The sequence below is a fragment of the Arachidicoccus terrestris genome, from assembly GCF_020042345.1.
Classification (GTDB): Bacteria; Bacteroidota; Bacteroidia; order Chitinophagales; family Chitinophagaceae; genus Arachidicoccus; species Arachidicoccus terrestris.
On the sequence record NZ_CP083387.1, the window covers coordinates 2,075,168 to 2,098,849 of the forward strand.

16 protein-coding genes are annotated in these 23,682 nt (G+C 43.6%); 11 read left to right on the forward strand and 5 right to left on the reverse strand.

The features are described from left to right. Nucleotides 1-413: 413 nt before the first annotated feature. The 3 genes from K9M52_RS08245 to K9M52_RS08255 all read right to left on the reverse strand — a co-directional run bounded on the left by K9M52_RS08245 (nt 414) and on the right by K9M52_RS08255 (nt 5,616). Nucleotides 414-1,841 (reverse strand): sugar porter family MFS transporter, encoded by a 1,428-nt coding sequence (locus K9M52_RS08245; protein ID WP_224071584.1) that lies wholly within the window; start codon nt 1,839-1,841, stop codon nt 414-416. Nucleotides 1,842-1,931: 90 nt separating this feature from the next. Beyond that, on the reverse strand, nt 1,932-4,847 hold the full coding sequence (locus tag K9M52_RS08250; RefSeq protein WP_224071585.1) for an ROK family protein: 2,916 nt from the start codon (nt 4,845-4,847) through the stop codon (nt 1,932-1,934). A 31-nt stretch (nt 4,848-4,878) separates the two neighbouring features. Then, nucleotides 4,879-5,616: a GntR family transcriptional regulator gene (locus K9M52_RS08255; protein WP_224071586.1), complete on the reverse strand. Its 738-nt coding sequence runs from the start codon at nt 5,614-5,616 to the stop codon at nt 4,879-4,881. Nucleotides 5,617-5,968: 352 nt separating this feature from the next. Between K9M52_RS08255 and K9M52_RS08260 the strand changes: the two genes are divergently transcribed. From K9M52_RS08260 to K9M52_RS08300, 9 genes are all read left to right on the forward strand, one after another. Further along, nucleotides 5,969-8,164, forward strand: a complete 2,196-nt coding sequence (locus tag K9M52_RS08260) for an alpha-galactosidase (RefSeq protein WP_224071587.1) — start codon at nt 5,969-5,971, stop codon at nt 8,162-8,164. Between the two features lie 273 nt (nt 8,165-8,437). Then, nucleotides 8,438-8,986, forward strand: a complete 549-nt coding sequence (locus K9M52_RS08265) for a sigma-70 family RNA polymerase sigma factor (RefSeq protein ID WP_224071588.1) — start codon at nt 8,438-8,440, stop codon at nt 8,984-8,986. Nucleotides 8,987-9,055: 69 nt separating this feature from the next. Then, nucleotides 9,056-10,087 (forward strand): FecR family protein, encoded by a 1,032-nt coding sequence (locus K9M52_RS08270; protein ID WP_224071589.1) that lies wholly within the window; start codon nt 9,056-9,058, stop codon nt 10,085-10,087. 103 nt (nt 10,088-10,190) lie between these two features. Continuing rightward, a complete protein-coding gene (locus K9M52_RS08275; RefSeq protein ID WP_224071590.1) occupies nt 10,191-13,274 on the forward strand; it encodes a SusC/RagA family TonB-linked outer membrane protein in 3,084 nt (1,027 codons plus the stop codon). Nucleotides 13,275-13,279: 5 nt separating this feature from the next. Further along, entirely contained in the window at nt 13,280-14,884 is a 1,605-nt protein-coding gene (locus tag K9M52_RS08280) for a RagB/SusD family nutrient uptake outer membrane protein (protein WP_224071591.1), read from the forward strand. 218 nt (nt 14,885-15,102) lie between these two features. Further along, nucleotides 15,103-15,936, forward strand: a complete 834-nt coding sequence (locus tag K9M52_RS08285; protein WP_224071592.1) for a tyrosine-protein phosphatase — start codon at nt 15,103-15,105, stop codon at nt 15,934-15,936. Between the two features lie 145 nt (nt 15,937-16,081). Further along, nucleotides 16,082-16,756 (forward strand): NUDIX hydrolase, encoded by a 675-nt coding sequence (locus tag K9M52_RS08290; RefSeq protein ID WP_224071593.1) that lies wholly within the window; start codon nt 16,082-16,084, stop codon nt 16,754-16,756. Between the two features lie 230 nt (nt 16,757-16,986). Beyond that, nucleotides 16,987-18,000, forward strand: a complete 1,014-nt coding sequence (locus tag K9M52_RS08295; protein ID WP_224071594.1) for an SPFH domain-containing protein — start codon at nt 16,987-16,989, stop codon at nt 17,998-18,000. 15 nt (nt 18,001-18,015) lie between these two features. Then, nucleotides 18,016-18,948 (forward strand): diacylglycerol kinase catalytic domain-containing protein, encoded by a 933-nt coding sequence (locus K9M52_RS08300; RefSeq protein WP_224071595.1) that lies wholly within the window; start codon nt 18,016-18,018, stop codon nt 18,946-18,948. Nucleotides 18,949-19,012: 64 nt separating this feature from the next. Here the strand turns inward: K9M52_RS08300 and K9M52_RS08305 are convergent, their stop codons facing one another. Next, nucleotides 19,013-20,110 (reverse strand): slipin family protein, encoded by a 1,098-nt coding sequence (locus K9M52_RS08305; protein ID WP_224071596.1) that lies wholly within the window; start codon nt 20,108-20,110, stop codon nt 19,013-19,015. A gap of 800 nt (nt 20,111-20,910) precedes the next feature. Between K9M52_RS08305 and K9M52_RS08310 the strand changes: the two genes are divergently transcribed. Further along, complete coding sequence (locus tag K9M52_RS08310; protein WP_224071597.1) at nt 20,911-21,948, forward strand: helix-turn-helix transcriptional regulator; 1,038 nt, start codon at nt 20,911-20,913, stop codon at nt 21,946-21,948. Between the two features lie 267 nt (nt 21,949-22,215). Further along, the gene (locus K9M52_RS08315) at nt 22,216-22,947 is read left to right on the forward strand and encodes a hypothetical protein (protein ID WP_224071598.1); all 732 of its coding nucleotides are present in this window, start codon (nt 22,216-22,218) and stop codon (nt 22,945-22,947) included. Nucleotides 22,948-23,266: 319 nt separating this feature from the next. On the opposite strand, the gene K9M52_RS08320 is transcribed toward K9M52_RS08315, so the two are convergent. Next, on the reverse strand, nt 23,267-23,668 hold the full coding sequence (locus K9M52_RS08320) for a COG4315 family predicted lipoprotein (protein WP_224071599.1): 402 nt from the start codon (nt 23,666-23,668) through the stop codon (nt 23,267-23,269). Between the last annotated feature and the right edge of the window lie 14 nt (nt 23,669-23,682).

Genomic DNA, 23,682 nt, shown 5'->3' on the forward strand with positions numbered 1-23,682 from the left:
ACTGTTTCCTGCCCCCGGCGGGCATACAACCCGTAAATATGGTGTCTTAATGTGACAGTAGTGATCAGAGAGATAAGGCCACCTTCTATTTTTCCAGCCTCTTAGTCACCTTCCTGCGGCTCGTCCGTCCTTACCCTTGATCAACAATTTCCTTACTTCTATTTCAATCAACAATCCGCATCATGGCCTCTTTTCAGGCGTAATTGAGCTGTAACGAGAACGCCGTTTAACTGAACTTACGCGAGCAGTTCTCTCTGTTAAAAAGTATATATGTTCATACATTCTGACATAAAAGTAAAAGTAAAAAAGTTACCAGCCAAAAAAATAAATTATTTATCCTGGTAAATTCTATAACCACTTGAAAAGGACGGCAAATCACCATTTTCGTTATGTCGCCTCTGCCTGTTTCAGGCTTATTTTTTCCGTTCTCTCCAATAGGCTTCGATCGCTTCCAGGGATTTGCCTTTGGTTTCAGGGATCAGTTTCCAGGTGAGCAACAAGGTAGGTGAACAGAGTAAAGCAAATAGCCAAAAAGTAGCGGCGGGGCCAACATGGTCCAGCAAAACAGGTGTGAGCCAGCCTACAAAGAAATTGGCGACCCATAAAGATAAAGTCGCTAACCCCATCGCACGGCCTCTGATATGGGTGGGAAAAATCTCCCCGACGATGACCCAGCATACCGGCCCGAATGAGAAAGCAAAACTGGCGATATATAACAAGATAAGCAGCAGTATCCATGGGCCTTCTGTGATACCAAAGAAAAATAAAAGCCCGATAATAACAAGCGCCATGCAGGCCAGTGCAGCACCTGTCAATAACAACGGACGCCTTCCCCATTTATCTATAGTGAATATGGCAACAAATGTAAAAAGCATATTTACGATTCCAATGGACACCTGGCCTCCGAAGGCACCGCCCAGTGTAAACCCTGCCGCATCCAGGATTCTGGGTCCATAATAGATAACGGCATTGATTCCCGAAAGCTGCGATAGACAAGGTAATAAGAGCCCAATGATAAGCGCCGTCTTATATAAGGGCGATAATAGCTCTTTCATGCTGGCGCCCGTGGGTACGGTTGCCGCCTTCATCGCTGCGAGTTCTTTAGCCGCCCCTTCTGCACCATTGACTTTATAAACCCACTTCCGGGCCATCTGTTCTCTTCCTTTGCTCATCAGCCACCTCGGCGTTTCCGGGATCGCCAGCAGGCTCAGCATAAATACCGCCGCGGGAAATACGCCCATCCCCAGCATACTGCGCCAGACATGCTCCTGTACAATCCAGGACAGCAATCCACCATCCGAAGGCATGTTCTGCATTTGTTCAGAAACGTGTAATAACCACGCATTGGAAAAATAAGCGCATAGTATCCCAACAGTGATTGCCAGTTGATAAACGGCCACCAACCGGCCTCTCAAAGAGGCGGGAGCGAACTCCGTGATGTACAGTGGTGAGACCATAGAGGCAACGCCTATTCCCAAGCCTCCCACCAGCCTGAAAAAGATCAATTGCTGTTCCGGTTGAACCAGGCAGCAGCCGATCGCAGAAATAGTAAACAAAAAAGCTGAGAGGAGCAATACCTTTTTCCTGCCATAACTGTCACTTAGCTTCCCCGCACAGAGTACGCCTATAATACAACCCAGCAACGCAACACTGACGAACCATCCTTCCCGGGCAGCACTCATTGCATATTCAGATTTCACAAACCCCACCACTCCCGATATAACCGCGGTATCAAATCCGAACAAAAATCCCCCCAGTGCAGCCACGGTACAGATCAGGATAAGATACTTCATGGATTGACCCGTATGATCAATAGTTTGATCGGCATATTGTTTAATCATGAGCATAATTTTAATGACAGTAACTGTAAGTCATTTTAAAACATAAAAAAACGGTTACTTTGGTTCAGGCGTTTCATTCAGACAGGATCTTTATTTAATAAATGCTTTAACTACTTTTACAGCGTCAGCATTACCCTGCTTCATTTCCGGATGAAGCAGCCTGTAAGCGCCCGTGGCTGCCGGCACGATAAACGTTTCTGCATAAGCATAATAAAAACGCCTGCCATCAGGCAACTCGAGCACGATGCCCGGCCCTTCCACCACCATCATAATATGACATTTACCGGCCGTGGATTCTTCAGAACTTGTTCTGATCTCCAGTCGGTGTATCGCGTAGAAGTGCTCCGGATGTGTAGGCAGATTGATCCGGGTAAGATCCTTTCCCGACTCAATGACGACGGGCTTCGAACAAAGCTCCTCCTGCACCTTTCGGCCTCTGCGGTTAAAATTCAGGTTCTTAAAAGCATGTTCGATATTGATCGGCCGTGGTTGGCCATTTAAATCGGGCCGCAGCCAGTCATACATTTTGAAGGTAAATATATAGGGCGTTGCGCTGATTTCGAGGACCAGATTATTTACGCCGGCGCTATGTACCGTCTGATTAGGTATTAAAAAAAGATCATGCCGGTTTGCGGGCAGTAGCTGGACGTACTGCTGGATGTCGATCGGCCTGTTTTCCTGTTGGCTTTGTTCCAAAGCCGACTTAAAGGCGGACGGATCTATCCCCTCCTGGAATCCCAGGTATACACCTGCGCCCGGTGCCGCATCCAGGATATAATAGGTTTCGTCCTGGGTAATCTGTTCTCCAAATTGCTCTTTTATATAGCCTAGGGACGGATGACATTGAATCGATAAATTACCCCCCCGATAGGTATCCAGAAAGTCAAAACGGATCGGGAAATAGTGTCCGAAGGTGGCAGTGTCCTTACCTAAGATTTCTTTTGACCGGCAGGCCATCAGCCAATCGAATGGCACTTCCAGTAATAAACCGTCACTTTCAAAGACAAGACCATTTTCCGGAACGATCAGCTCAAAAGACCAGGCATAATTGACCTCCTCCCGGCTGAGCTGTGAAAAATGCTCCTTCATCCAGTCTCCGCCCCAGGCACCGGGCGCAAACCAGGGCCGGGCCCTGATCGGTTCCCCGGAGAGCAGCTCAAATCCTGCATAAAGATCCCTAAAAAGCATCCAGTGTACATAGGCCCGCCACTGCCCATCAACCACTATCCTTATCCTGTCCGTTATATCGGTCCGGTGCCTGTCCAGTATCGGCCAGTCAACGAAATAAGCCCGTTTATACATGGCCGCAAAATCCGGTCTTTGGGTTGTCAACAGATTATCCGCTTTTCCTGCCCGCATTCTGTACTGGATCTCATTTTTGGGTAGTTCGACAAAAACCACGGGAGCGTCAGGCGCAGGTAGTCCGGCTCCTGTTCCATAAATAATAATAATTTCGGCAGGCAAATCCTTTAATCGCGTTTTGGTCAGCCTACGATCCATACATTGTTGGTCAAAGAGATCATTTAAACGTAGATTCGTTTTGGTACCCCAGACAGAGCTCTGTTCGCCCAAAAAAGGCTGCACCAAAACCTCTATCTCATCCGGCGTTTTGGCAAAAGACTGTATATCAATCCATAAAGGAGAGACTCCTATGCTCCTAAATGCGCCGGCCAGGCCTTTTTGAAGGCTTCGCCAGTCAACGGCAGTATATCCGTCCAGTGCGATAAGCCTGTCCGAACCTGCCGCCGACAGCATCTGGCGGGCAAGGCTATCATAACCCTTTTGTATTTTACCGGCTTCCAATGTACTATAAGGATAAATGTTATACGCATTTTTCGGCGCCGCCGGGGCCGTGAGCTTGTCCGTGTTTTTGGGTAGCAGGCTTTGGCAGGTCTTACGCCAGCCATAGTCCAATAAATCGTCTTCCGGTAAGGTATCTTCTTGAACAGAGGGTACCGTATATTCTTCTTTAAATGCTGAGGCAGCTCCTATTAAAGAGGTCTTTTGCATTTGCTGTGCATCGAGAATAATGATCTCCGGGACGGCTGTAATTTCTAAACCCTCGCGCAGGGCAGGCAAAAATAAATCAGCAGCCCCTGCAATCCCCCCGCCTATAATAACTGTTTCTGGCTTAAAGGTGGCATACCAGGGTTTAAGGCAGATCCCCAGCCCAAGACCAAAGATCCTGAATGCCTCCAGGCATCTGTTCGCCCTTTGCCGGTTATCTCCAAGGGCCTTCTCTGACTGTAGATCAGAGACACCCTGGAGGGCAGTTCTGGCCATCTCCGCAGCTTCTCTGACATCTGCAACGCCTGTACCGCTTTGATCAGCGTATTTATTAATATAACGAAGTATTCCCCTGGATGAAATCAACTCTTCAGCAATAATATATTCTAATATCCCACCTTCGACGCCTGCCCCTTCTATTATATGATCTGGCCTGTCCAGCGAAAATTTTAGCGGTTGATTATATAAATGACCACTAGGCGGAATCCCCGGCCCCTTTTCTACGATCCGGCCCTCAGATACAAAAGCGCTGCCCAGCCCGGTGCCCAATGTAATTCCAATCAGCTTTCCTCCAGCTGTATGCCGGTGACATGTGTAAGCCCCAAGGCCAAAACAATCGGCGTCATTTTTAAAGCAGACAGGAACTGTGTCTGGTATACCCAGATGGTCGTAAAGAAATTGTTTAAAATCAACTCCGTAGAGATGCCCGAATTTATCCAGGCCACTTAATTTAAATATACCGCGGTCATAGTCAAAAGGGCCTGGCATGGCAATGGCGATGCCTGCCAGCTTCTCAACACCAACGCCTGCAATGGCTGTTTTAAACGCGGGTAAAAAGCTTTTAAACAGCAGATCGCCTATTTCCATTTTCGCATCGACGGACACCTCGCGAATACTGCCTTCAGTCACTTCCAGCGTATCCTTGTCAATAAGACCCGTTGTAATATGTGACCCTCCGATATCGGCACTTAAAATAATTTTGTCTGAATGTTTGAACATATTAATATTGAAAAAATTTTACAAAAAACTGTTATGCCTTATTAATATTTATTGAATAGATAAACCTGTCGGACCTGTAAAACCCGATATTATACTCAATAGGGCGGTCGCCCGCATCTAACACAAAACGCTCCCTGAATAAAATAGGATCTCCCTGTTTTATCTTTAACTTCCTTGCCATCTTCCCTGCTATTAAAGCACTGATGTTTTCAGAAGACTTAACCACTCTCACCCCATACTTCCTTTCCAGCATCGTATATAAGGGAATGTCAAAATCATCCTGTTCATTCACACCGATACGTGGATGGAAAAAGCTTTCAAAATAAACAATAGGTTGTGCGCCTTCTTTCGTCCCTTTTAACTTACTCAATTTTAGCACTTTGCGGCCAACTTCAACATTAAAGAAAGTGGCGAGCTTTTTATCGGCCGGCACCCATTTTACCTCCAGACCCAGGTTAAGTACTTCTATGCCCCTTTCACGCATTTCATTGGTAAAGCTATACCAATGATCAAGACCGGTATATAAAGGTTTTTTCTTGGCGGCTTTAGACCCGACGCCTTTTTTTCTGACCAGCAGGCCTTCATGCTCCAGTTTATTGGTCGCCTGGCGGATCGTATTTCTGGAAACACCCAGCAGATTGCTGAGTTCAATTTCCTTAGGTAATAATGCCCCGTCCCGGTATTCCGCAGAATTCAGTAATTTCCTCATTAATTCCTCTACCTGCACATGCAAGGGAATCGGACTATCATGATTAATTTCTAATTTCATCGGGAATGTTTATATGTGCGAACATACTATTAAATATGCAAAGCACAAAAATAAATATGGATTTGCACAAAAAGCGGTTATTGTTGCTAAAATAAACGGGGCGGATAATCGATATCCCCTGACAGAAACTGCCTCTATTGGCATTCAGAGGCATCAATTGGAAAGGCGAATACCTCAGCCATTTCCTGACATTTGATTATATTGCAATCTATTGAGAAGTTAATTATAACACCCGGAAAGACGAAAAAATTCGTTATCCAATAGTTTCCATCATGCTACTTCAACATCTGTTTTATCAATAGATGTTGACTAAGCCAGTACCATTATATCTGGTCAATTAACATACATACTTATGAAAAAATGGATACTAATATTTTCCCTTCTCTTCTTATACAAGGGCCAATCTTATGCACAAAGCTCACTTCCTGTAATTCCAGAAGATACTGAGCAGCTATTTAAAGGAGATTGGCTCGTTATACCCTGCGATATAAAAGCATCGGCATACCAAAGTCATGACGGCAAAGATATCATCCTTACAAATGGCCTGGTGAGAAGATCTTTCCGGATCCAGCCTAATGTTACCTGCTTTGATTATACCAATCTTTCCAATGGACAGCAACTGCTGCGGGCGAACGAACCTGAGGCCGTTATTGAGATCGATGGCATCCAATATAATATTGGAGGTCTATATGGCGAAAAACAAAAAGCATATCTGCTACCTGCCTGGCTCAATGAGTTAAAAGCACATGAAAATGACTTCCAGTTCCAATCCTATTCGGTGACTGATCTCCAGCCTTTTATTCGTTGGCAGCCGAAAGGGTGGGCAATGAATAAAACGCAGCCTACCGGTAAATCACTTGCGTTTGTCTTTAAGTCTAATAATGATAATCTGCAAAATATTACCATTACTGTTCATTATGATCTATATGACGGGTTACCACTGATCGCAAAGTGGGTTTCAATTAAAAACAACGGCACTCATAAAATTACGATTGGCAGGGTCATCAATGAAAAACTGGCTGTCGTGGAAGAGGAGAGTGCCGTAGTAGGTTCCGTTGCACAAATGGAAAAACAACACGGGCTATATATAGAGACTGACTATGCGTTCAATAATGCAATGCGTTATGATATCAGTGACCAGACGACCCACTGGAAGGCCGACAGCACATACACTTCTCAGGTAAACTACGATTACCAGACACCTTGTCTGCTGGAGATATATCCCCGGGATGTCACCGCTGTCCAGTTGGACAAAGGCAAAGAGTTTAAATCCGTTCGCACTTATGAACTGTTAATGGACAGCTACGACAGAGAACGCAGAGGCTTATGTATAAGGAGAATGTATCGTAAGATTGCTCCCTGGACCACGGAGAATCCTATATTCATGCATCTGATCAGTAAGACCGACGCGGAAGTGAAAAACGCCATTGACCAGTGTGCGGCTACCGGTTATGAAGCTTTGATCCTTAGTTTTGGCAGTCATTGTAATATGGAAGACACCTCCGCGGCCAACCTACGGAAATGGAAAGACCTTGCTGCCTATGCACATCGCAAAGGGATTATAATAGGTGGCTATTCCCTGTTCAGCTCCAGGAGAATTAGTGACAGCGATGATGTTATTGACCCGGTCACCGGAAAACCGGACGCGGGCGCTTTCTTTGGCCACGCGCCCTGCCTGGGCAGCAGGTGGGGGCTGGGCTATCTACAGAAATTAAAACGGTTTATTAGTTACACCGGGTTTGATATCTTCGAAAATGACGGCCCTTACCCGGGAGACTTATGTGCCTCTACAAAGCACCCTGGCCACAAGGGGTTGGGGGACAGCCAGTGGAAGCAGATGACACTCGCCAAAGGCTTTTACCGGTGGTGCAGCGAGCAAGGCGTCTACGTTAATGCGCCTGACTGGTATTTTTTAAGCGGAACGAATAAAATCGCACTCGGATACCGGGAAGTCAACTTCTCCTTACCTAGGCAGACGCAGCAGATACTAAACCGGCAAAATATCTATGATGGCCTTTGGGAAAAAACGCCGTCCATGAGCTGGGGTTTTGTCCCGCTCACCAGGTATCAGGGGGGTGGACCTGAAGCCGTTCTTGAACCGCTTGCCGATCATCTAAAAGATTATGAAGCATTAATGATGCAATATTATGGCGCCGGCGTCCAGGCCTGTTACCGGGGTCCCAGACTTTATGACACTCCGGAAACCAAAGAAGCAGTCGTCAAAATTATTAACTGGTATAAGCAATACAGAAGCATCCTGAATTCAGATATCATTCATTTACGCCGTGCAGACGGCAGAGACTGGGACGGGATCATGCATGTCAACCCGTCACTGACTACTAAAGCACTGGTAATGCTGTACAATCCATTAAAAGAGGACATTACAAGGACAGTCACCTTACCTTTATACTACAGCGGCCTGACCCGTTCTGCAGAGGTTATGGTCAAGGCTAATCACCCGACGAAGTATATGCTGAATCGAGACTACGAAATCAAGGTCACGATAACCATTCCGGCAGAAAGCAATACCTGGCTTACCATAAAGTAAAATTGGATGACTTAAAGCAGACCCGATTTCGGATACACGACCCTATGTGGCTATTCTACAACAGGAATATTGAGGTAGCGACATCGCTTATTTATAGGCAGAACACCCTGTCTGAAAGTAAAACGAAATTGCGTTATACTGAAAATTATCAGAAAAAGAATACTGTTTCTGAGTAAATACTGAATATTGAAATTTAATAAAGAAGTAATTTGACATTTTAATAACTTTACGAGGCCTCTATTTAATTTCGATTTTTTAACGAGCGAACTAAATATGAAAAACCTTACAGCCATTGAGATTCGGAAAGGAAACGTAAAGACATTTAAAATGATCTACGACCAATATGCTGCTAAACTGTATTATTTCACTTTTAAACACTGTGGCTCCGAGTACCTGAGTAAAGAAGTCGTTCAATTGACTTTCATTAAATTGTGGGAAAAGAGAGCAAATGTTTCTATCGATGCACAGATGTCCGCTCAGGTCTTCAGAACCGGAAAGAGCATCTTTATAGACTTACTGAGAAAAGAAAGCCGGGAACAGAAAAAAAGGATTGGTTCACTTGTTTATCAGCGGCAATATCAAAATGGAGAACAACTGATCTTAGACAAGGAACGATGGAACCTTGTCAGCCAAAAAATCGAGAGTTTGCCCCGTGTGCGCCAAAAGGTTTTCAAATTAAGCCGGATCGACTGCAAATCAAACAAAGATATCGCCAGGGAATTATCGCTCTCAGTTAAAACTGTTGAGAATCACATAACACTTGCACTCAGAGAGTTAAAAGGAATCCCCCTTATTATCCTTTTGTTGGTTTTATGTAAATAAGCACCAAAATGTTAATAAATCCCCAACCATTAGGGGCAATGGCTTTATCAGGCGAATATATTAGTAGATATGATAGACAAAAGCATTTTACGGAAATTTAAAAATAATGAATGCTCACCCTCAGAAAAACAGGAATTGCTTCAGCTGTTCAAAGAACATCCTGAACTTCTGGAGGAAGTCATGAGTGAAGAGGAGTGGAACGCCTTCCATCTATCAGACAACAAGAACAGTGAGGTGTTATTTAAAGAGATATACAGCAATATTGAAACGGAGATGGGTCCAACACCGAACCGTTCTGTCGACTATAAAAGATACATAGGCATCGCTGTTATCGTAGTTTGTGCTTTGGTCATCGGTAAATATTACTTTATGGACAGAGGCGCTCAAATGGAGACGACAAGGCTGGTCCAGGCGATTCAGGGGCATAAAGATACAACGGTTATAAATCAGTCAAATACGGCCCGAAAGATACCACTGCCCGACGGTTCACTGGTTAAACTATTTCCGGGCAGCAGTATTCGTTATCAGAAGGAATTTGCCGACACAAAAAGGAATATTGCGCTTAACGGGAAAGGGGTATTCTATGCCGCAAGAGACGATCATAGGCCTTTTACGGTTTACGCCGGCAACATTGCGACAACTGCTTTAGGCACCGTCTTTATGATTTCAGCCGACCAGGCATCCGGAAAGGTCGACGTCCACTTATTTAAAGGCAAAGTCGCCATCAGAAAATATCAGCACGACAGTCTCAGCCAGGTAATAAAATATCTTTCCCCAGGATCAAGCTACTCAAATGTAACTGAAAAGACAATTCAGAAGCCGATTGAGAAAAGAACGAATGATACCCATGCCCGGCGCAGTACCCGGTTCTTTTTTAATTTCAAAAACAGCCCATTAGAGGATCTGTTAGATAGCCTGAGCCAGCAAACCGGCATACAGTTCCATTATAAGGAAAAAGAGATTCGGGATATGACATTTACAGGTGCATATGATAACAAAGATCAAACTGTTGATGAGCTGCTCACGACCATTGGCACACTCAACGGCTTTGTCATAGAAAAGAAAGATAGCACAAACTATATAATAAACGTTAAGCGATAATATTCTTGATTTAATCTAAATATTCACACGTATTGTACGGCTACATACAGCATTGAAATTCAATGTCATGGCGAAGCTATATCTAAAAATTAAATTTACTCTTATGGTAAAATTATGCAGCAGCCTTTTATTATTCCTGCTCCTTCTAAGTGCGGGAGCTTATGCACAAAATTCCGTTTCAGGAATTGTACGGTCCTCTTCGAAAGAAGTTCTTTCCGGCGCATCAGTATCGGTAATCAACACACAAACGGGCAACAAACGCTCTGCAGTCACAAATGAGTCGGGAATTTTTAAATTCACCGATCTACCCGTGGGAGGCCCTTACAGCTTTATTGTCTCTTATGTTGGCATGAAGTCCGATACCTTAACCGGCTATATGGTAAAGGAGCATTCAAAGATTGCATTATCTGTTATTCTGCATGACCAGGCTTCTTCTTTAAGCGATTTGATCGTCATTGGCTACGGTAAAGAGAGGCGGGAGGATTTATCCTCTGCGGTTGCAACTGTAAATGATATCGCGAAAGTGAAAGAACGTCCTGTTATGGACGTTCAGAATATGCTGCAGGGGCAAGTCCCGGGGGTCACAGTAGTCGCTAATGGGGGAAGCCCTACGAATACCCCTTCGGTTACCATCCGCGGCGTAGGCTCCAAAGGAGCGGAAAATGTACTGTATGTCGTAGACGGGGTTCCGAATGCACCATATAATCCTTCGGATGTCACTTCTATAACCGTATTAAAAGATGCCGCGTCTGCGGCCATATATGGTGCCTTTGCCGGATCCGCAGGCGTTATCCTCATTACCACAAAGCAGGCGACCGAAGGCAAGACCTCTGTTTCTTACGATGGATTTGTTGGCATAAAGAACGCCTGGAGAACACCACAATCGCTGACAGCCGCCCAGCAGGCCATGGTCTCTAACCTCGCGGACAAAAATGCAGGCTTACCCCTGTTAGACGGTTGGGATTCAACCCGTAATCCGGATGTGTTTCAAACAAGAACCGATTGGATCGGGTCTGTTTTCAGAACAGGCATTACCAACCGCAATACAATAACGATCAATTCCGGGACAGATAAATTCTCCTCTCTATTTCAGGCGCGTGAAGAAAATAATCAAGGAACATTGCTCAATACGTACAACAAAAACATCTCTTTACGCTATAGCGGCAAGTATACTTTTAATGACCATTTCACGTTCAAGCAACAGGTTTTCTGGAATAATAACGATTCAAGAGGGACAGAGACCTCAAGTGGTTACAGCGGTGTCATACTATCAGCCATCTATATGCCCCGTTCCGCAACTGTGTATTATCCGGATGGGAGTTTCGGCGGGGTCGGGCCCAGAAACTCTCCTTACTTAGGCATTTTTGGTGATGCCATTAATCCTGTAGGAACACTTCTCAGAAACCAGGCTTACAATAAGACAACCAATATCCTGTCTGTGTCGGAACTGGACGTAAATAAAATCTTCCCGGGATTGGATTTCCTGTCCAGATTTTCTTACAACCAGTCAAACTGGTTGAATAAAAATTTTACGCCTGCCAGAACTGAACCCGGCAAACCCAATGACCAGAATTCACTTGCATACGCAACCGATAAGAATTTTAACTGGATATGGGAAAACACATTGAATTACAATAAGTCCTTCAACAAACATCGCATCGGATTAATGGCCTCAACAACCATACAGGAATACTCAGACAGAGGTTTCGGAACGGCCGCCCGTGGATTCAACAATGAAGCGGATTGGGCACAGTACTTCGTGAATGCGGGTATTTTTGATCAGGATCACCCGACGGACTATTACATCAATGACAGGAACCTGTCCTATGTGGGCCGGGCTTCCTACAGCTGGAATAACCGGTATTTTATGACTGCCAGCTACCGCTATGATAAAGCAGACCGGCTCGCCAGCGGTTACAGGGGAAAGGGCTTTCCGGGGTTGACCGCAGCCTGGAAACTAAGCTCAGAGCCGTTCTTTAACGTAAAAGGAATAGACCTTCTAAAATTCCGTGCAAGCTGGGGCCGCATCGGCAATATCAGTTCTGTCGGTTATTATTACGGTTACCCGGCACTGACCCAGAATACGGTCTATCAGATCGGTAATGAGTCTCCGCTGTCAAATGGATTATACTTGGCAAGCGCCTTTAACCCTCAACTGTCATGGGAGACATCCCAGCAAACCGATATAGGTATTGACCTTTCATTTTTGAATAATAGACTGGCGATTACCGGAGATTATTTTAATAAGGAAACATTTGATCTTATTCAACAACAGACATCAGGCTGGCCTTCCACTTACGGCGTATCGGCTCCCCTGATCAATCAGGGCAAGATCAGAAATACCGGCTTTGAATTCAGTGGTCAGTGGCACGACAAGATCGGCCAGGTCGGTTACAGTATAGGCGGTAATATAGCTACGTTAAAAAACAGGGTCATTTATATTGACGGGAATCCAGGCTCGGTATGGACACACGGAGATAGCTGGCGCAGCGGCCTGATCAGGCCTTATCAGTCGACCGTAGGACAACCTTATTATTCTTACTGGTTAATTAAAACAGACGGCATTTTCCAGACAGATGAACAGGCGGAAAACTATGTAGCCGGAAACGGAAACCGTATTCAGCCTTTTGCAAAAGCGGGTGACCTGAAATTTGTAGACAATAATGATGATGGTGTTATTGACGATAATGACAGGGTGTTTATGGGGGCCGCATTTCCAAAACTAACCTACGCCTTCAATTTTAATGTAAGTTATAAGAAATTCGATCTAAGCCTATTCTTTCAGGGTGTAGGAGGTGTTAAACTGTTTAATGCGTTTAAAGAATCTACGCTGAATGCTTCTGAGCAGGGCTACAACAGGTGGGATAAAATATTGGATGCCTGGTCACCTACTAATACAGGCTCAAATATTCCAATTATTTCTGCCTCCGACAATAATAAAAACTTCGCGACACCGTCTGACTGGTATTTGGAAAGTGGCGATTTTTTAAGGTTAAAAAACCTCTCTCTTGCATACACTTTTACACTTCCCAGGGACATCCATCTCAAGGTTTATTTTAGTGGCGACAACCTCCTCACCTTCACAAAGTATAGTGGCATGGACCCCGAAGTCGGCGGTATCGGACTTGACGGTGGGCAGTACCCCGTTTCGCGCGTATTTTCTTTTGGCGTTAACCTTAAATTTTAATTATCATGTATAAAGCAAAATGTCTTACAATATCCTCGATAATGCTGTTTGCCGCACTACTGTTGAATGCGTGTAAAAAAGACTGGATAGATACGAAACCCAACGGAACGCCTACTGTCGCTTTCTTCTGGAAAACCAATGAGGACATCCAAAATGCGGTCAAGGCGATGTATGCGCCCTTTGCAAATGAATCTACCTGGGGAAGAGACTTGTTTTGGATGCAAATAGCCGGAGATGATCTTATTGTCGGCAGATCCAATGCCAATGCAAACAATATTAAAAATCTTATTCCCTCAGGCAGAGAAGGTTATATGGCTCAGGGCTGGGTGGATTTATACCACATGATCAACATGGCGAATCAGGTGATACAAGGCGCACCAACCGCCACTGAAGCCAGCGATTCAATTAAAAACCAGGCATTGGGCGAGGCGTATTTTATCAGGGGCTTCGCGCATTTCTGGGTAGCCTATTTATGGGGATCAGACAAGCAGGGCGTCCCGTTTGACGGGCCGGAAAATGCAGAATATGGAAACAGGATACCTCCTCAGTCAGCAACCGTCATGGATGACTATAAACAGATAATACAGGATCTGCAAAAAGCCGCAGACCTGCTGCCCTATTTTGAGCAATACAGTTCCGGCGATTATGGCCGTGCACATAAGGTTGCGGCCTGGGGCTATATGGTCAAAACATATGCATATTGGGCTCAATATGACGCCAGTAAATGGGCACTTATACCCAAACTGTGTGATAGCATTAAAAACCAGGGGCACAGAGCACTTATCACCGGAAAAGGCAGTGGGCTCGCCAACTACCAGGCAGTTTTTAAAATCGAAAATAACTGGAGTCCTGAATACATATGGTCAGTGAATTCCGGTGTTCTCGGAGGGTCCGAATTCCCGGGCGTCGTCCTCGAAAACAAAGGTTGGGGTACTTATAATGGGTGGGGGTATTTTCAGCCGACAGAGGAACTCTATGATGCATTTGAGCCAAACGATCCACGCCGGCAAGTGACTATATTGTCCTACGGAGATAAGTTTACTTTCTTTGGTCAGTCCCGCCAATACTTCTCAACGAACAGTCTTTCCGGGTTCCAGATAAATAAGTACATGGAGCCATACAGCTACGGCAGTGACGGTAAAAGCTCTACAAACTTAATGGTCAACCAGAACGGGGATTACCCGACAACAAGGCTGAACCTTCCGCTAATGCGATATGCAGAAATCTTGCTATTCAAGGCAGAGGCCTATCTACAGATGAATCAGCCCCAACTTGCCGCTGCTCCTTTAAACGAAATACGGGAAAGAGTCGGCCTGAAAGCCATCACCAGTCCAGACATGGATGACCTGAAACATGAACGCCGCTGTGAACTCGCCTGCGAATGGACAGACCGGTTCGCCGATTTAAAGCGTTGGAGGGATTTTGACAAAATTAATGCAGCACAGCATGGCCGTGCCTACACAAATAAATCAGATCCGAATTCAGACTATACGATTTATGAGGTATGGCCTGCCCGTAGTTTCGACCCCAACAAAGACATGGTTTGGCCCATTAACCCTGATGAAATCCTAAACAGCGCCGGCGCCTATAAGCAAAATGCCGGCTGGTAACCACAAATAATCAGGGAAATGACAGCTAGAATAAAGCCGAAAATACCCTACAGAAAAGAGCTCTACAGGCGCGGTCGAATTTTACGATCGCACCTGTAGACAATCAGCTTCCGCGATATACGGATAACGAAAAGTATGGCCCAGTGAAATAACTGACCTGTATTATAGAAATAGAAACCAGATACATCCACTTACACTTTTAAACTTCGCAAATAACTATGAAACACCTTGTATTACCCCTATTTTTATTCTTGACTGCATGGATGGGGTCCGAAAGAATACTGGGGCAACAGCCAGCCATCCCACTTCAGGGTACTTTTGCATTCAGGGATATTGGCGGCTACGGCGCAGCAAATGGGAAAAGAATAAAATCGGGCAAATTATACCGATCTGCTTTACTGGCTGACCTCACCCAGGAAGACCTCTGGATACTTGAAGCGTTTAAGGTGAGTACTATCATTGATTTTAGAGGGCCGTTGGAAGTTAACGCATATCCAGACAAGGTTCCGGAGGGCGCCAGGTATATCGAACTGGCAGCCGGCAGTGAAGCGGACACCCCTGATGATTGGGCGGCTATGGCAAGAGAAATGAAGACTAAAACGCCTGAAGAGTCTGATGACGGGGCAGAAACGTACTACAAAAACATTGCGGCGTGTGGTAAACGGTATAAGCCTATGTTCGAAACGCTACTAAATACCCATAAAGACAGTGCCGTCATTTTTCATTGCGCAGGAGGCAAGGATAGAACGGGAATCGCCGCCGCATTGATTGAATATGTTCTGGGTGTAAGCTATGAAAATATCCATAAAGACTATTTGTATTCAAATGTCGCAAGAAAAAGCTATAACGAAGAAATAGCTCAGTTACTTTATTTAAAATATGGTGTCCCTATAGCAAGAGCAAGACAATACGGGCTTGCAAAGCCCCAGTTTATCAAAGCTTGCTTTAATCAGATAAACGAACAATATGGCTCTGTTGACAAATTTCTAAAAAAGGAACTAGACTTGAATGCAGAAAAAATGGAACAACTCCGACGGCTGTATCTTGAATAGTTATTCAGACGCTGCCATTCGGTAACAGTCTCTGCGGCATAAATTCCTATCCACGACTGACGGAACACTTATTTTTGAGGCGAATATGCTTTAAGTATTTGTATTTTTGTGTATAAGCAACACAAAAAAGACAAGTAAACTTAAGATGCAGCAAATAAAAGTCTCTGTAGATGCCGTTGTATTCGGGTATTTTGAAAAAAGTTCCCTCCACCTTTTATTGATCCGGAGAAATATTGAGCCCTTTAAAAATCAATGGGCTATTCCCGGAGGCCTTGTACAGGAAGACGAAGATATAGATACGGCAGCGCTCAGAGAACTGGAAGAAGAAGCTGGAATACGGCCAGGATATCTGGAACAGTTATATACATTTGGGCAGGTACAAAGGGATCCAAGAGGCAGAGTGGTATCAGTTGCCTATTATGGTCTGGTCAACCCTTCTTACCATAAATTGAAAGCTGACACAGACGCCGCAGATGCACGTTGGTTTAGTATAGACAAGTTACCTATACTCGCCTTCGACCATCAGCACATTGTTGAACAAGCTTTAAACCGGCTAAGAAGCAAAATTAAATATGCACCTGTCGGCTTTAACCTGTTACATGATGAATTCTCTTTTTCTGATTTGGAAGACCTCTATCAGACAATAATAGGCCAACCAATTGACCGCAGAAACTTCAGAAAAAAAATACTGAGTTTCGGGTTACTGGAGCAAACACCCAGATTTAGAAAAGAAGGAAGTGGCCGACCCGGGCGTCTATACACATTTAACCAACAAAAATACCAGGAGCTTACCGATAAGGGATTTTTCTTTGAAATATAAATAATTGATTGTCAGATGACAATAATATAATTGGATAATTTACGTAAAAAACACGCAAATTATTTGGCCACATCCGGTCAACAACATATCTTTGTGTAACAAATACGCAAAAAAAAGTACATTCATCATAAAAAGTAAACCAAGGTTATTTATACAGGAATTTATTTTTTTTTGCCCCAAATTAATTTGCGTATAAAAAACACAAATATTCACTTAAAAAATGATCAATTATGTTTGGTTTTAATCACATCCAGTTCGACGCCATGACGTATGTCATCCACTACAAAAACGGCAGCGTCTCCAAAGAAGGAAGAGGCCTGTCATTTTTCTATTTTGCGCCCAAAAGCTCCATAGTAGCTATTCCAATGGGAAGCAATGACCTACCCTTTATTTTCAATGAAAACACAGCCGATTATCAACAGGTTAAAATTCAGGGGCAAATCAGTTATAAGATTGTTGACCCAAGAGCTTTGGCAAACATTTTAGATTTTACGGTAACGCCAGCAGGACAGTATAAAAAAAATGAAACCGAGAAGTTAAACCAGCGCATCATTAATATGGCGCAGACATCTACTTCTTCATTTATACATCAATTATCGCTAAAGAAAGCTATTCGTTCAGCTAAACAGATAGAAAATAATATCCGGGAAGGCCTTAAAGGCTCTGAAACGATACAGATGATGGGGATAGAAATACTGGGAATCAATATAGTCGCCGTGCAGGCTACTCCCGAAATGGCCCGTGCGCTGGAAACTGAAACCCGTGAACGTTTGCAGCAACAGGCAGATGAAGCTATATATGAGCGTAGAAACTTCGCAGTAGAGCAAGAAAGAAAAATCAAAGAGTCAGAACTCAATACAGAGATTGCCGTAGAAGAAAAACATAAACAGATCTCCGAGAAGAAAATGGAAGCAGAGGTGCAACAAGCTGAGAATAGCCGGACATTAAGAGAAATGCAAATCGCTGCAGATATTGCTATCGAGGCGCAAAGAAAACAACTGATCCAGCAAAAAGCAGAGAATGATCGAAAACAGGCAGACACCCAGGGCTATGTATTGGAATCTTCCCTGAAGCCTTACAAAGAAATGGACTGGAAAATACTCAGTGCCCTTAATGGGAGACAAGATGCAAAAAATAATATCGCACTGGCTTTCCGGGAACTGGCAGAAAATGCGCAGAAAATCGGCAGCCTGAATATTAGTCCCGAACTCTTGCAGTCTATTCTTAAAAGTAAAAGCGAATAACCCTACATAATCTCCATGAAAATAGAATACGCAATACTGGTAAAAAATAAGACCAGATTAGAAGTTCTGATTGAAAAATTCAATACAAAGGACCAAGCCAGGTTTTATATTGAACATGCCGGCGGCAACTTCACAGAATATGAAAAAGAACATGAGCAGTTCCATCACTGTTTCCGGGAAGTTCAGCTGCAGTTATCCAGGCTGATCAAAAACAAAATCATCGACAGGGAGTTTCTTCCCTCTTATATTTTCGCCGAGAACAATCTTATTGTTGTAGTTGGTCAGGATGGATTAGTGGCCAATGTCGCCAAATATTCAAAAGGACTGCCAATCATCGCCGTCAATCCAGATGCGCAGCGATATGATGGCATTCTGCTTCCCTGCAACTCAAAAAACTTTATGCAGGCAGTAGCATCCGTATTGCAGGATAATTATGAAAGCAAGATTATGAGGTTCGCGGAAGTCAGGCTTAATGACGGACAGTCCCTGCTAGCGGTTAATGATTTATTCATTGGTATTTCCTCGCATGTTTCGGCTCGATACAAGATCCGATTGGGCAGCCGGGAAGAAATGCATTCCTCAAGTGGTATTATTGTGGCGACAAAAACAGGAAGCACAGGGTGGTTAAGTTCGATTTTCAATATGGCGTCGGGTTTATTAAAAGCAAAAGATGTCCATTATCCTGTCTTTCGGGAAGACGACCTTTTTTTCGTGGTTCGTGAACCTTATAAAAGTCGGAGCACCCAGACGGGTATCTGTGGGGGGAGATTGAAAAAAGGAGAAAAGATTTTTGTCGAATCTATGATGCCGTCAAAGGGGTTGATATTTAGTGACGGAATTGAGCAGGATTTTTTACAATTCAATAGCGGTGCTATTGCTGAGATCGGTCTGTCAGAACAAACAGCTCAACTGGTCACAGGGCCTTCCCGCCGGAAAAATAAAAATTAACAGGAGTGTTCTCAAATATCCCATTGAGAATATTTGGGAACACTCCTGTTTGACTGCCAGTCACCTATTTTACAAAGATATCTTTTAGTTGACCAATGATATTACTATTTCCGGAAAGAGAAATAGCACCTATCTTATCAGCGATCCTTTCAATATATTCCATCTCTTTCAATTTCCAGAGCATAGTATTCTCCTCCATCATTTTTGCCGTATTGAGCATGCTTCTGGTAGAAGCGGTTTCTTCCCTTCGCATAATAATCTTGGCCTGGGCTTTTTTCTCTGCAATCAGCACCTGGTTCATGATTTCCTTCATCTCACCGGTAAGAATAACATCTCTGATACCAGCGTCGATAATTTGCACGCCCAGGGAAGTTGCTTTTTCGGACAAAAGGCCAGTCATTGCAGTGCCGACTTCGCTTTTTCTGATCAAAAGTTCATCCAGGGTCATCGCGCCCACAAACTCCCTCAAGGCCAGTTGAACAAGGATATATAATTGCTTATCATATTCTTTGTTTTCAATGACAGCTTTCATGATGTCCACGACTTCATACCGGATATAGAAATTAATTCTAAGGCTGGCCTTGTCCCTGGAGAGCAATTCCTGACCGGAAACCTCCATTTGCTGAATTCTCGTATCCACCATCTTAACCTCCATTGAAATAGCATTATTCCAATAATAGTATGTTCCGGCGTCCAATATAGTTGATAATTTACCATCAAGGAACAACATCCCTTTATGCTGGTTAGCCACAGTAAGTTTTCTGACATAGCTTTTTAGCTTCACATTTTCCAAAACCGCGCTATTAATGGTAGCCTCAATAGTTACCTTCGAAAAATCAACCCTTTCAAAGGCCCGATCCAACTGCCCTTTCCAATAGGCATATTGGCCCGCAGTCAGTACGGCCTGAAAAATTCCCTTCTCAAAAAGCAATACCAGTTCTCCGTCCTTTACATCGATTACATCTACCATAGCGGCCAGTGTCTCATTTCTAAGTAGTAGATCTAACGTTATAACAGAACTTTTTACTTCTGCTGTTTTTGTTAAGAGTTCAATCTTTCTGGTGCTCCAAACCCAATAGACTCCTTCCCGTAAAATTTTAACCAGTTCTTTACCCTTAAAGAGCAACCCGATCTGGTAAGAAGCAACATTTACTTTTTTCATAATATCAGTTTTAAAGCGTTACGTTCTTTGTTTTTAAATTACTAAAAGTCGCAGTGATCTACGTCTGCCTTCAGCGGAAGCCCATTGTCATAAAAAGTATTTTCCTGTGATAATCAGTTGTCAGGTAGCATCTAAATCATTGACCGGTCTCTTGTTTAAAAGCGGCTTATGCGATCGGCTTTTCTCTAAAAACCTTTGCAAAATCTCTGTTAAACCATGGCCTTCGGTTTGATCCAGCTTTTATCCTTGCGTTCCTGATTCCCTCAAAAAAAAGAACATTCTATAAAAAACTGACTTGCAAAGCAGTGAGCAAACGGTTGTATTAACAACGCCGAAACGCCACGACTTTCAGCACCTTTCGAAGGCATTTTTGAAAAGAATGCCTGGAACTTTGTGGTGGATATCAGTATACCCTAATTGCTACATCTGAATGTAGTGCTCAACCACTGAGCAGCACCACAGAGCGATGCAGGGAGTCGAACCCTTTTGCGAAGACTTTGGTAGCCTACAAACCGTCCCGGAAGCTGGATAGTACTGTCATAATGTATCTCAACAAAGTGTACTACATCAGTGTTTATCTTTTTTAACGAAACACACAACTCGTCTTGCCGGCGACACCACAAAGATGGCTGCCATACTACGCGGTGTACTTGCGCAGTTCAAAGAAATGATTAGTTATTTTCTAGACGAATAATAATCAATGCGTTATAAACCGCACATTCTTCAGAATTACTAAAAACCTTTTCATTACGCAACACTTCTGCGCAGAATTTCTTTACTTTTACCCAAAATATCCTGATATGTCTCTAAATAAGCTTGCACTGATCAGATACAAGGCTATTGATGATTGTTTGCGCAATAAGATGCGCAAATGGACGCTGGAGGATCTCATTGAAAAAGTCTCAGATGTATTGTATGAGAGGGAAGGAATTGAAAACGGTGTGAGTAAGCGTACCATTCAGGGAGACATTCAACTGATGCGCAGTGATAAACTGGGGTATAATGCCCCCATCGAAGTCGCTGAACGAAAATACTATTTTTATGCAGATGACAACTACAGTATCACAAATGCCCCCATGAGTGACACTGACGTCGAAAGGCTAAAGGAAGTCATTGACCTGTTAAAGCAATTCAATGCCTTTCAGTATCTGGATGATATGAGCGAAATGATCGCCCGGTTAGAAAACAATTTATACAAATCCACCTATCAAACTAACAATTACATTCAGTTTGAAGGAAATGCGCTACTAAAAGGACTACATTTTATCTCTCCGCTTTATCAGTATATCCGGCAACATAAGCCACTTAGCATTAATTACCAGTCTTTCAAAGCCCGATCAGCGCATTGGGCAATCTATCATCCCTACCTCCTGAAAGAGTTTCGAAACAGGTGGTTCCTAATCTGTTCCACTCAGAAAGGCGACCAGCTCCTGAATCTGGCACTGGACCGGATGATTTCAGTAGAAGAAGCTAAGGATATGGCATTCTTACCTTATGATGGTGTAGATTTCGACAGATACTTTGATGACTTAATAGGCGTGACAAAAGGTAAAACCGACAGGGCACATAAAGTCGTCCTTAAAGTAAATAGGAAAAATGCGCCATATGTCATTACCAAACCTCTTCACGCTTCTCAACAAATTCTACATGAGGATGAAACGGGCGTTACGATTCGCATAGATGTGGTGCTCAATTTTGAGCTGGAAAAAGAGATACTTGCTTTTGGTGATTTCATGCAAGTCATCTCACCGAGGTTGTTGAAGTCCAGAATTGAAAAAAGGTTAAAGGCTGCCATGTCCCTGTACCTAAATGATGGCCCGGAAAGAATGGAGGGATAACCAAACAGTAAGGAGTTCCTGCATATCTGTCAGCTCCGTCTTTAAAAGCTCAGACTCACTGAGACCTCAGGTGCTTCAAAGTGAGCTGCCTACCAGAATACCATCTCTCCCTATGCTTGAACGGCAATTAAAGAAATTATCTTAAATTCACTGTGCGTTTTTACACTAATTATTTTCTATGACACGTGGTTTGCTTGTGCCGGACCAGAGAAATTTCGATGACAGGATAGCATAGTTCGATAGGAGCTGCCACACAAAATCTAATCTATGTCAGAACAAAAATTAAAAACCCAGATTAAACTCCTCACGATTAGCCTGGTTGTAATCAGCGTCGCATTTGGCGCACTTTTCGTTTGGCTCTATGCTAAAACACAGAAAATGAGTCCCGATGAAATAACAGTAAAAAAACTCAATCTGATTGGAGAAGACGGCACCCTCAGAATGGTGCTTAGTAATGAAACAAGGCAAAATTCCGGCGTAATTGACGGAAAACAACTTCCACCAAGGGAACGACCGGCCGGAATGATATTTTTTGACAATAACGGGAATGAATGTGGTGGTTTAGTATTTCAAGAAGCCCGCCAAGGTGAGACAATAAACAAGATGATGTCATTCACCATGGATAATTACCGAAACGATCAGGTTCTGCAGTTGATTAATGATGAAACCTATAAGAATGGTCATGCCAGGGTACGACGTGGTATGGCCATTAATGAATACCCTGTCGGAAGAAACTTATTAGCCTTTGCCAAAAATCTCGAGAATATCCGTTTAATAAAAGATACAGCTGCCCGGCAAAGAGCACTCGACTCATTAAGGCAAAAAGACGGCCCCAGAAGGAGGCTTTTTATTGGCAGGACCAACGAAAATCAGTCTGGCATCTTCCTATTTGACAATGACGGAAGGCCTAGAATGCAGATTTTTGTAGACTCTGTCGGCGCCCCTCAAATTCTTGCTATTGACACAGCCGGTAAAAGTAGGAAAATGATAGATGTTTAATTATAGCAATTGATTAAAATGCAAGAGTGTATCCTTGCTTGACAATTGTCAAGCAAGGATACGACAGGTTCACTCAAAAATTCAAACCGGCCAATGCAATGATAACCTTAATTCAACCAGCATTTCCATAATACTGTCTTTTGGAATCTAGCCTTAGACAAAATAGTACCTATCTCATGGCAGATGAATCGTATTGGAGAATTCAGAGCGGTTATCTAATCATTGCCTGGGATACATGCGCTTTAAAAGGGCCAGCCTTCTATGCCAATTAGTAAACTACCCATTCAAATACGCTGGCTAGAAACACTAAAGCTCAATTTCATTTTTCTACATCACCCATCTTTTCACCATCTGGTTTTACAAGATACCATTCAGCGCCAAAGTCGTCTTTATCCTGCCCTTCGACGTCACCCGCTTTTTTATCATCTTCATAATAATATAGTGGATGACTGTTATAGGTCACCTGCAATGAGCCATCATTTCTCTTAATGGTACCGAGCAATGATGATTGGACACCTTCGCCGGCGGTAATATTTTCGTTACTAGTCAGCACTGGTGGCCATGTCACGGCACAGGCATCATAACAACTACTTGTTACCGACGAATCTTTTAAGAACAAGTATACGCTTTTACCCTGTCCGTCAACCAGAAACTGGCCAAATGGATCCTGCTCTCTCAGATTAATCTGAACCGCCCCATTCTGGGCCTGTGAAACATGCATGAAAATCAAGGCAA

Coding starts and splice junctions, on each gene's coding strand:
- K9M52_RS08245 (WP_224071584.1), bottom strand. CDS start 1,841: ATGATTAAACAATATGCCGATCAAACTATTGATCATACGGGTCAATCC.
- K9M52_RS08250 (WP_224071585.1), bottom strand. CDS start 4,847: ATGTTCAAACATTCAGACAAAATTATTTTAAGTGCCGATATCGGAGGG.
- K9M52_RS08255 (WP_224071586.1), bottom strand. CDS start 5,616: ATGAAATTAGAAATTAATCATGATAGTCCGATTCCCTTGCATGTGCAG.
- K9M52_RS08260 (WP_224071587.1), top strand. CDS start 5,969: ATGAAAAAATGGATACTAATATTTTCCCTTCTCTTCTTATACAAGGGC.
- K9M52_RS08265 (WP_224071588.1), top strand. CDS start 8,438: ATGAAAAACCTTACAGCCATTGAGATTCGGAAAGGAAACGTAAAGACA.
- K9M52_RS08270 (WP_224071589.1), top strand. CDS start 9,056: ATGATAGACAAAAGCATTTTACGGAAATTTAAAAATAATGAATGCTCA.
- K9M52_RS08275 (WP_224071590.1), top strand. CDS start 10,191: ATGGTAAAATTATGCAGCAGCCTTTTATTATTCCTGCTCCTTCTAAGT.
- K9M52_RS08280 (WP_224071591.1), top strand. CDS start 13,280: ATGTATAAAGCAAAATGTCTTACAATATCCTCGATAATGCTGTTTGCC.
- K9M52_RS08285 (WP_224071592.1), top strand. CDS start 15,103: ATGAAACACCTTGTATTACCCCTATTTTTATTCTTGACTGCATGGATG.
- K9M52_RS08290 (WP_224071593.1), top strand. CDS start 16,082: ATGCAGCAAATAAAAGTCTCTGTAGATGCCGTTGTATTCGGGTATTTT.
- K9M52_RS08295 (WP_224071594.1), top strand. CDS start 16,987: ATGTTTGGTTTTAATCACATCCAGTTCGACGCCATGACGTATGTCATC.
- K9M52_RS08300 (WP_224071595.1), top strand. CDS start 18,016: ATGAAAATAGAATACGCAATACTGGTAAAAAATAAGACCAGATTAGAA.
- K9M52_RS08305 (WP_224071596.1), bottom strand. CDS start 20,110: ATGAAAAAAGTAAATGTTGCTTCTTACCAGATCGGGTTGCTCTTTAAG.
- K9M52_RS08310 (WP_224071597.1), top strand. CDS start 20,911: ATGTCTCTAAATAAGCTTGCACTGATCAGATACAAGGCTATTGATGAT.
- K9M52_RS08315 (WP_224071598.1), top strand. CDS start 22,216: ATGTCAGAACAAAAATTAAAAACCCAGATTAAACTCCTCACGATTAGC.
- K9M52_RS08320 (WP_224071599.1), bottom strand. CDS start 23,668: ATGCATGTTTCACAGGCCCAGAATGGGGCGGTTCAGATTAATCTGAGA.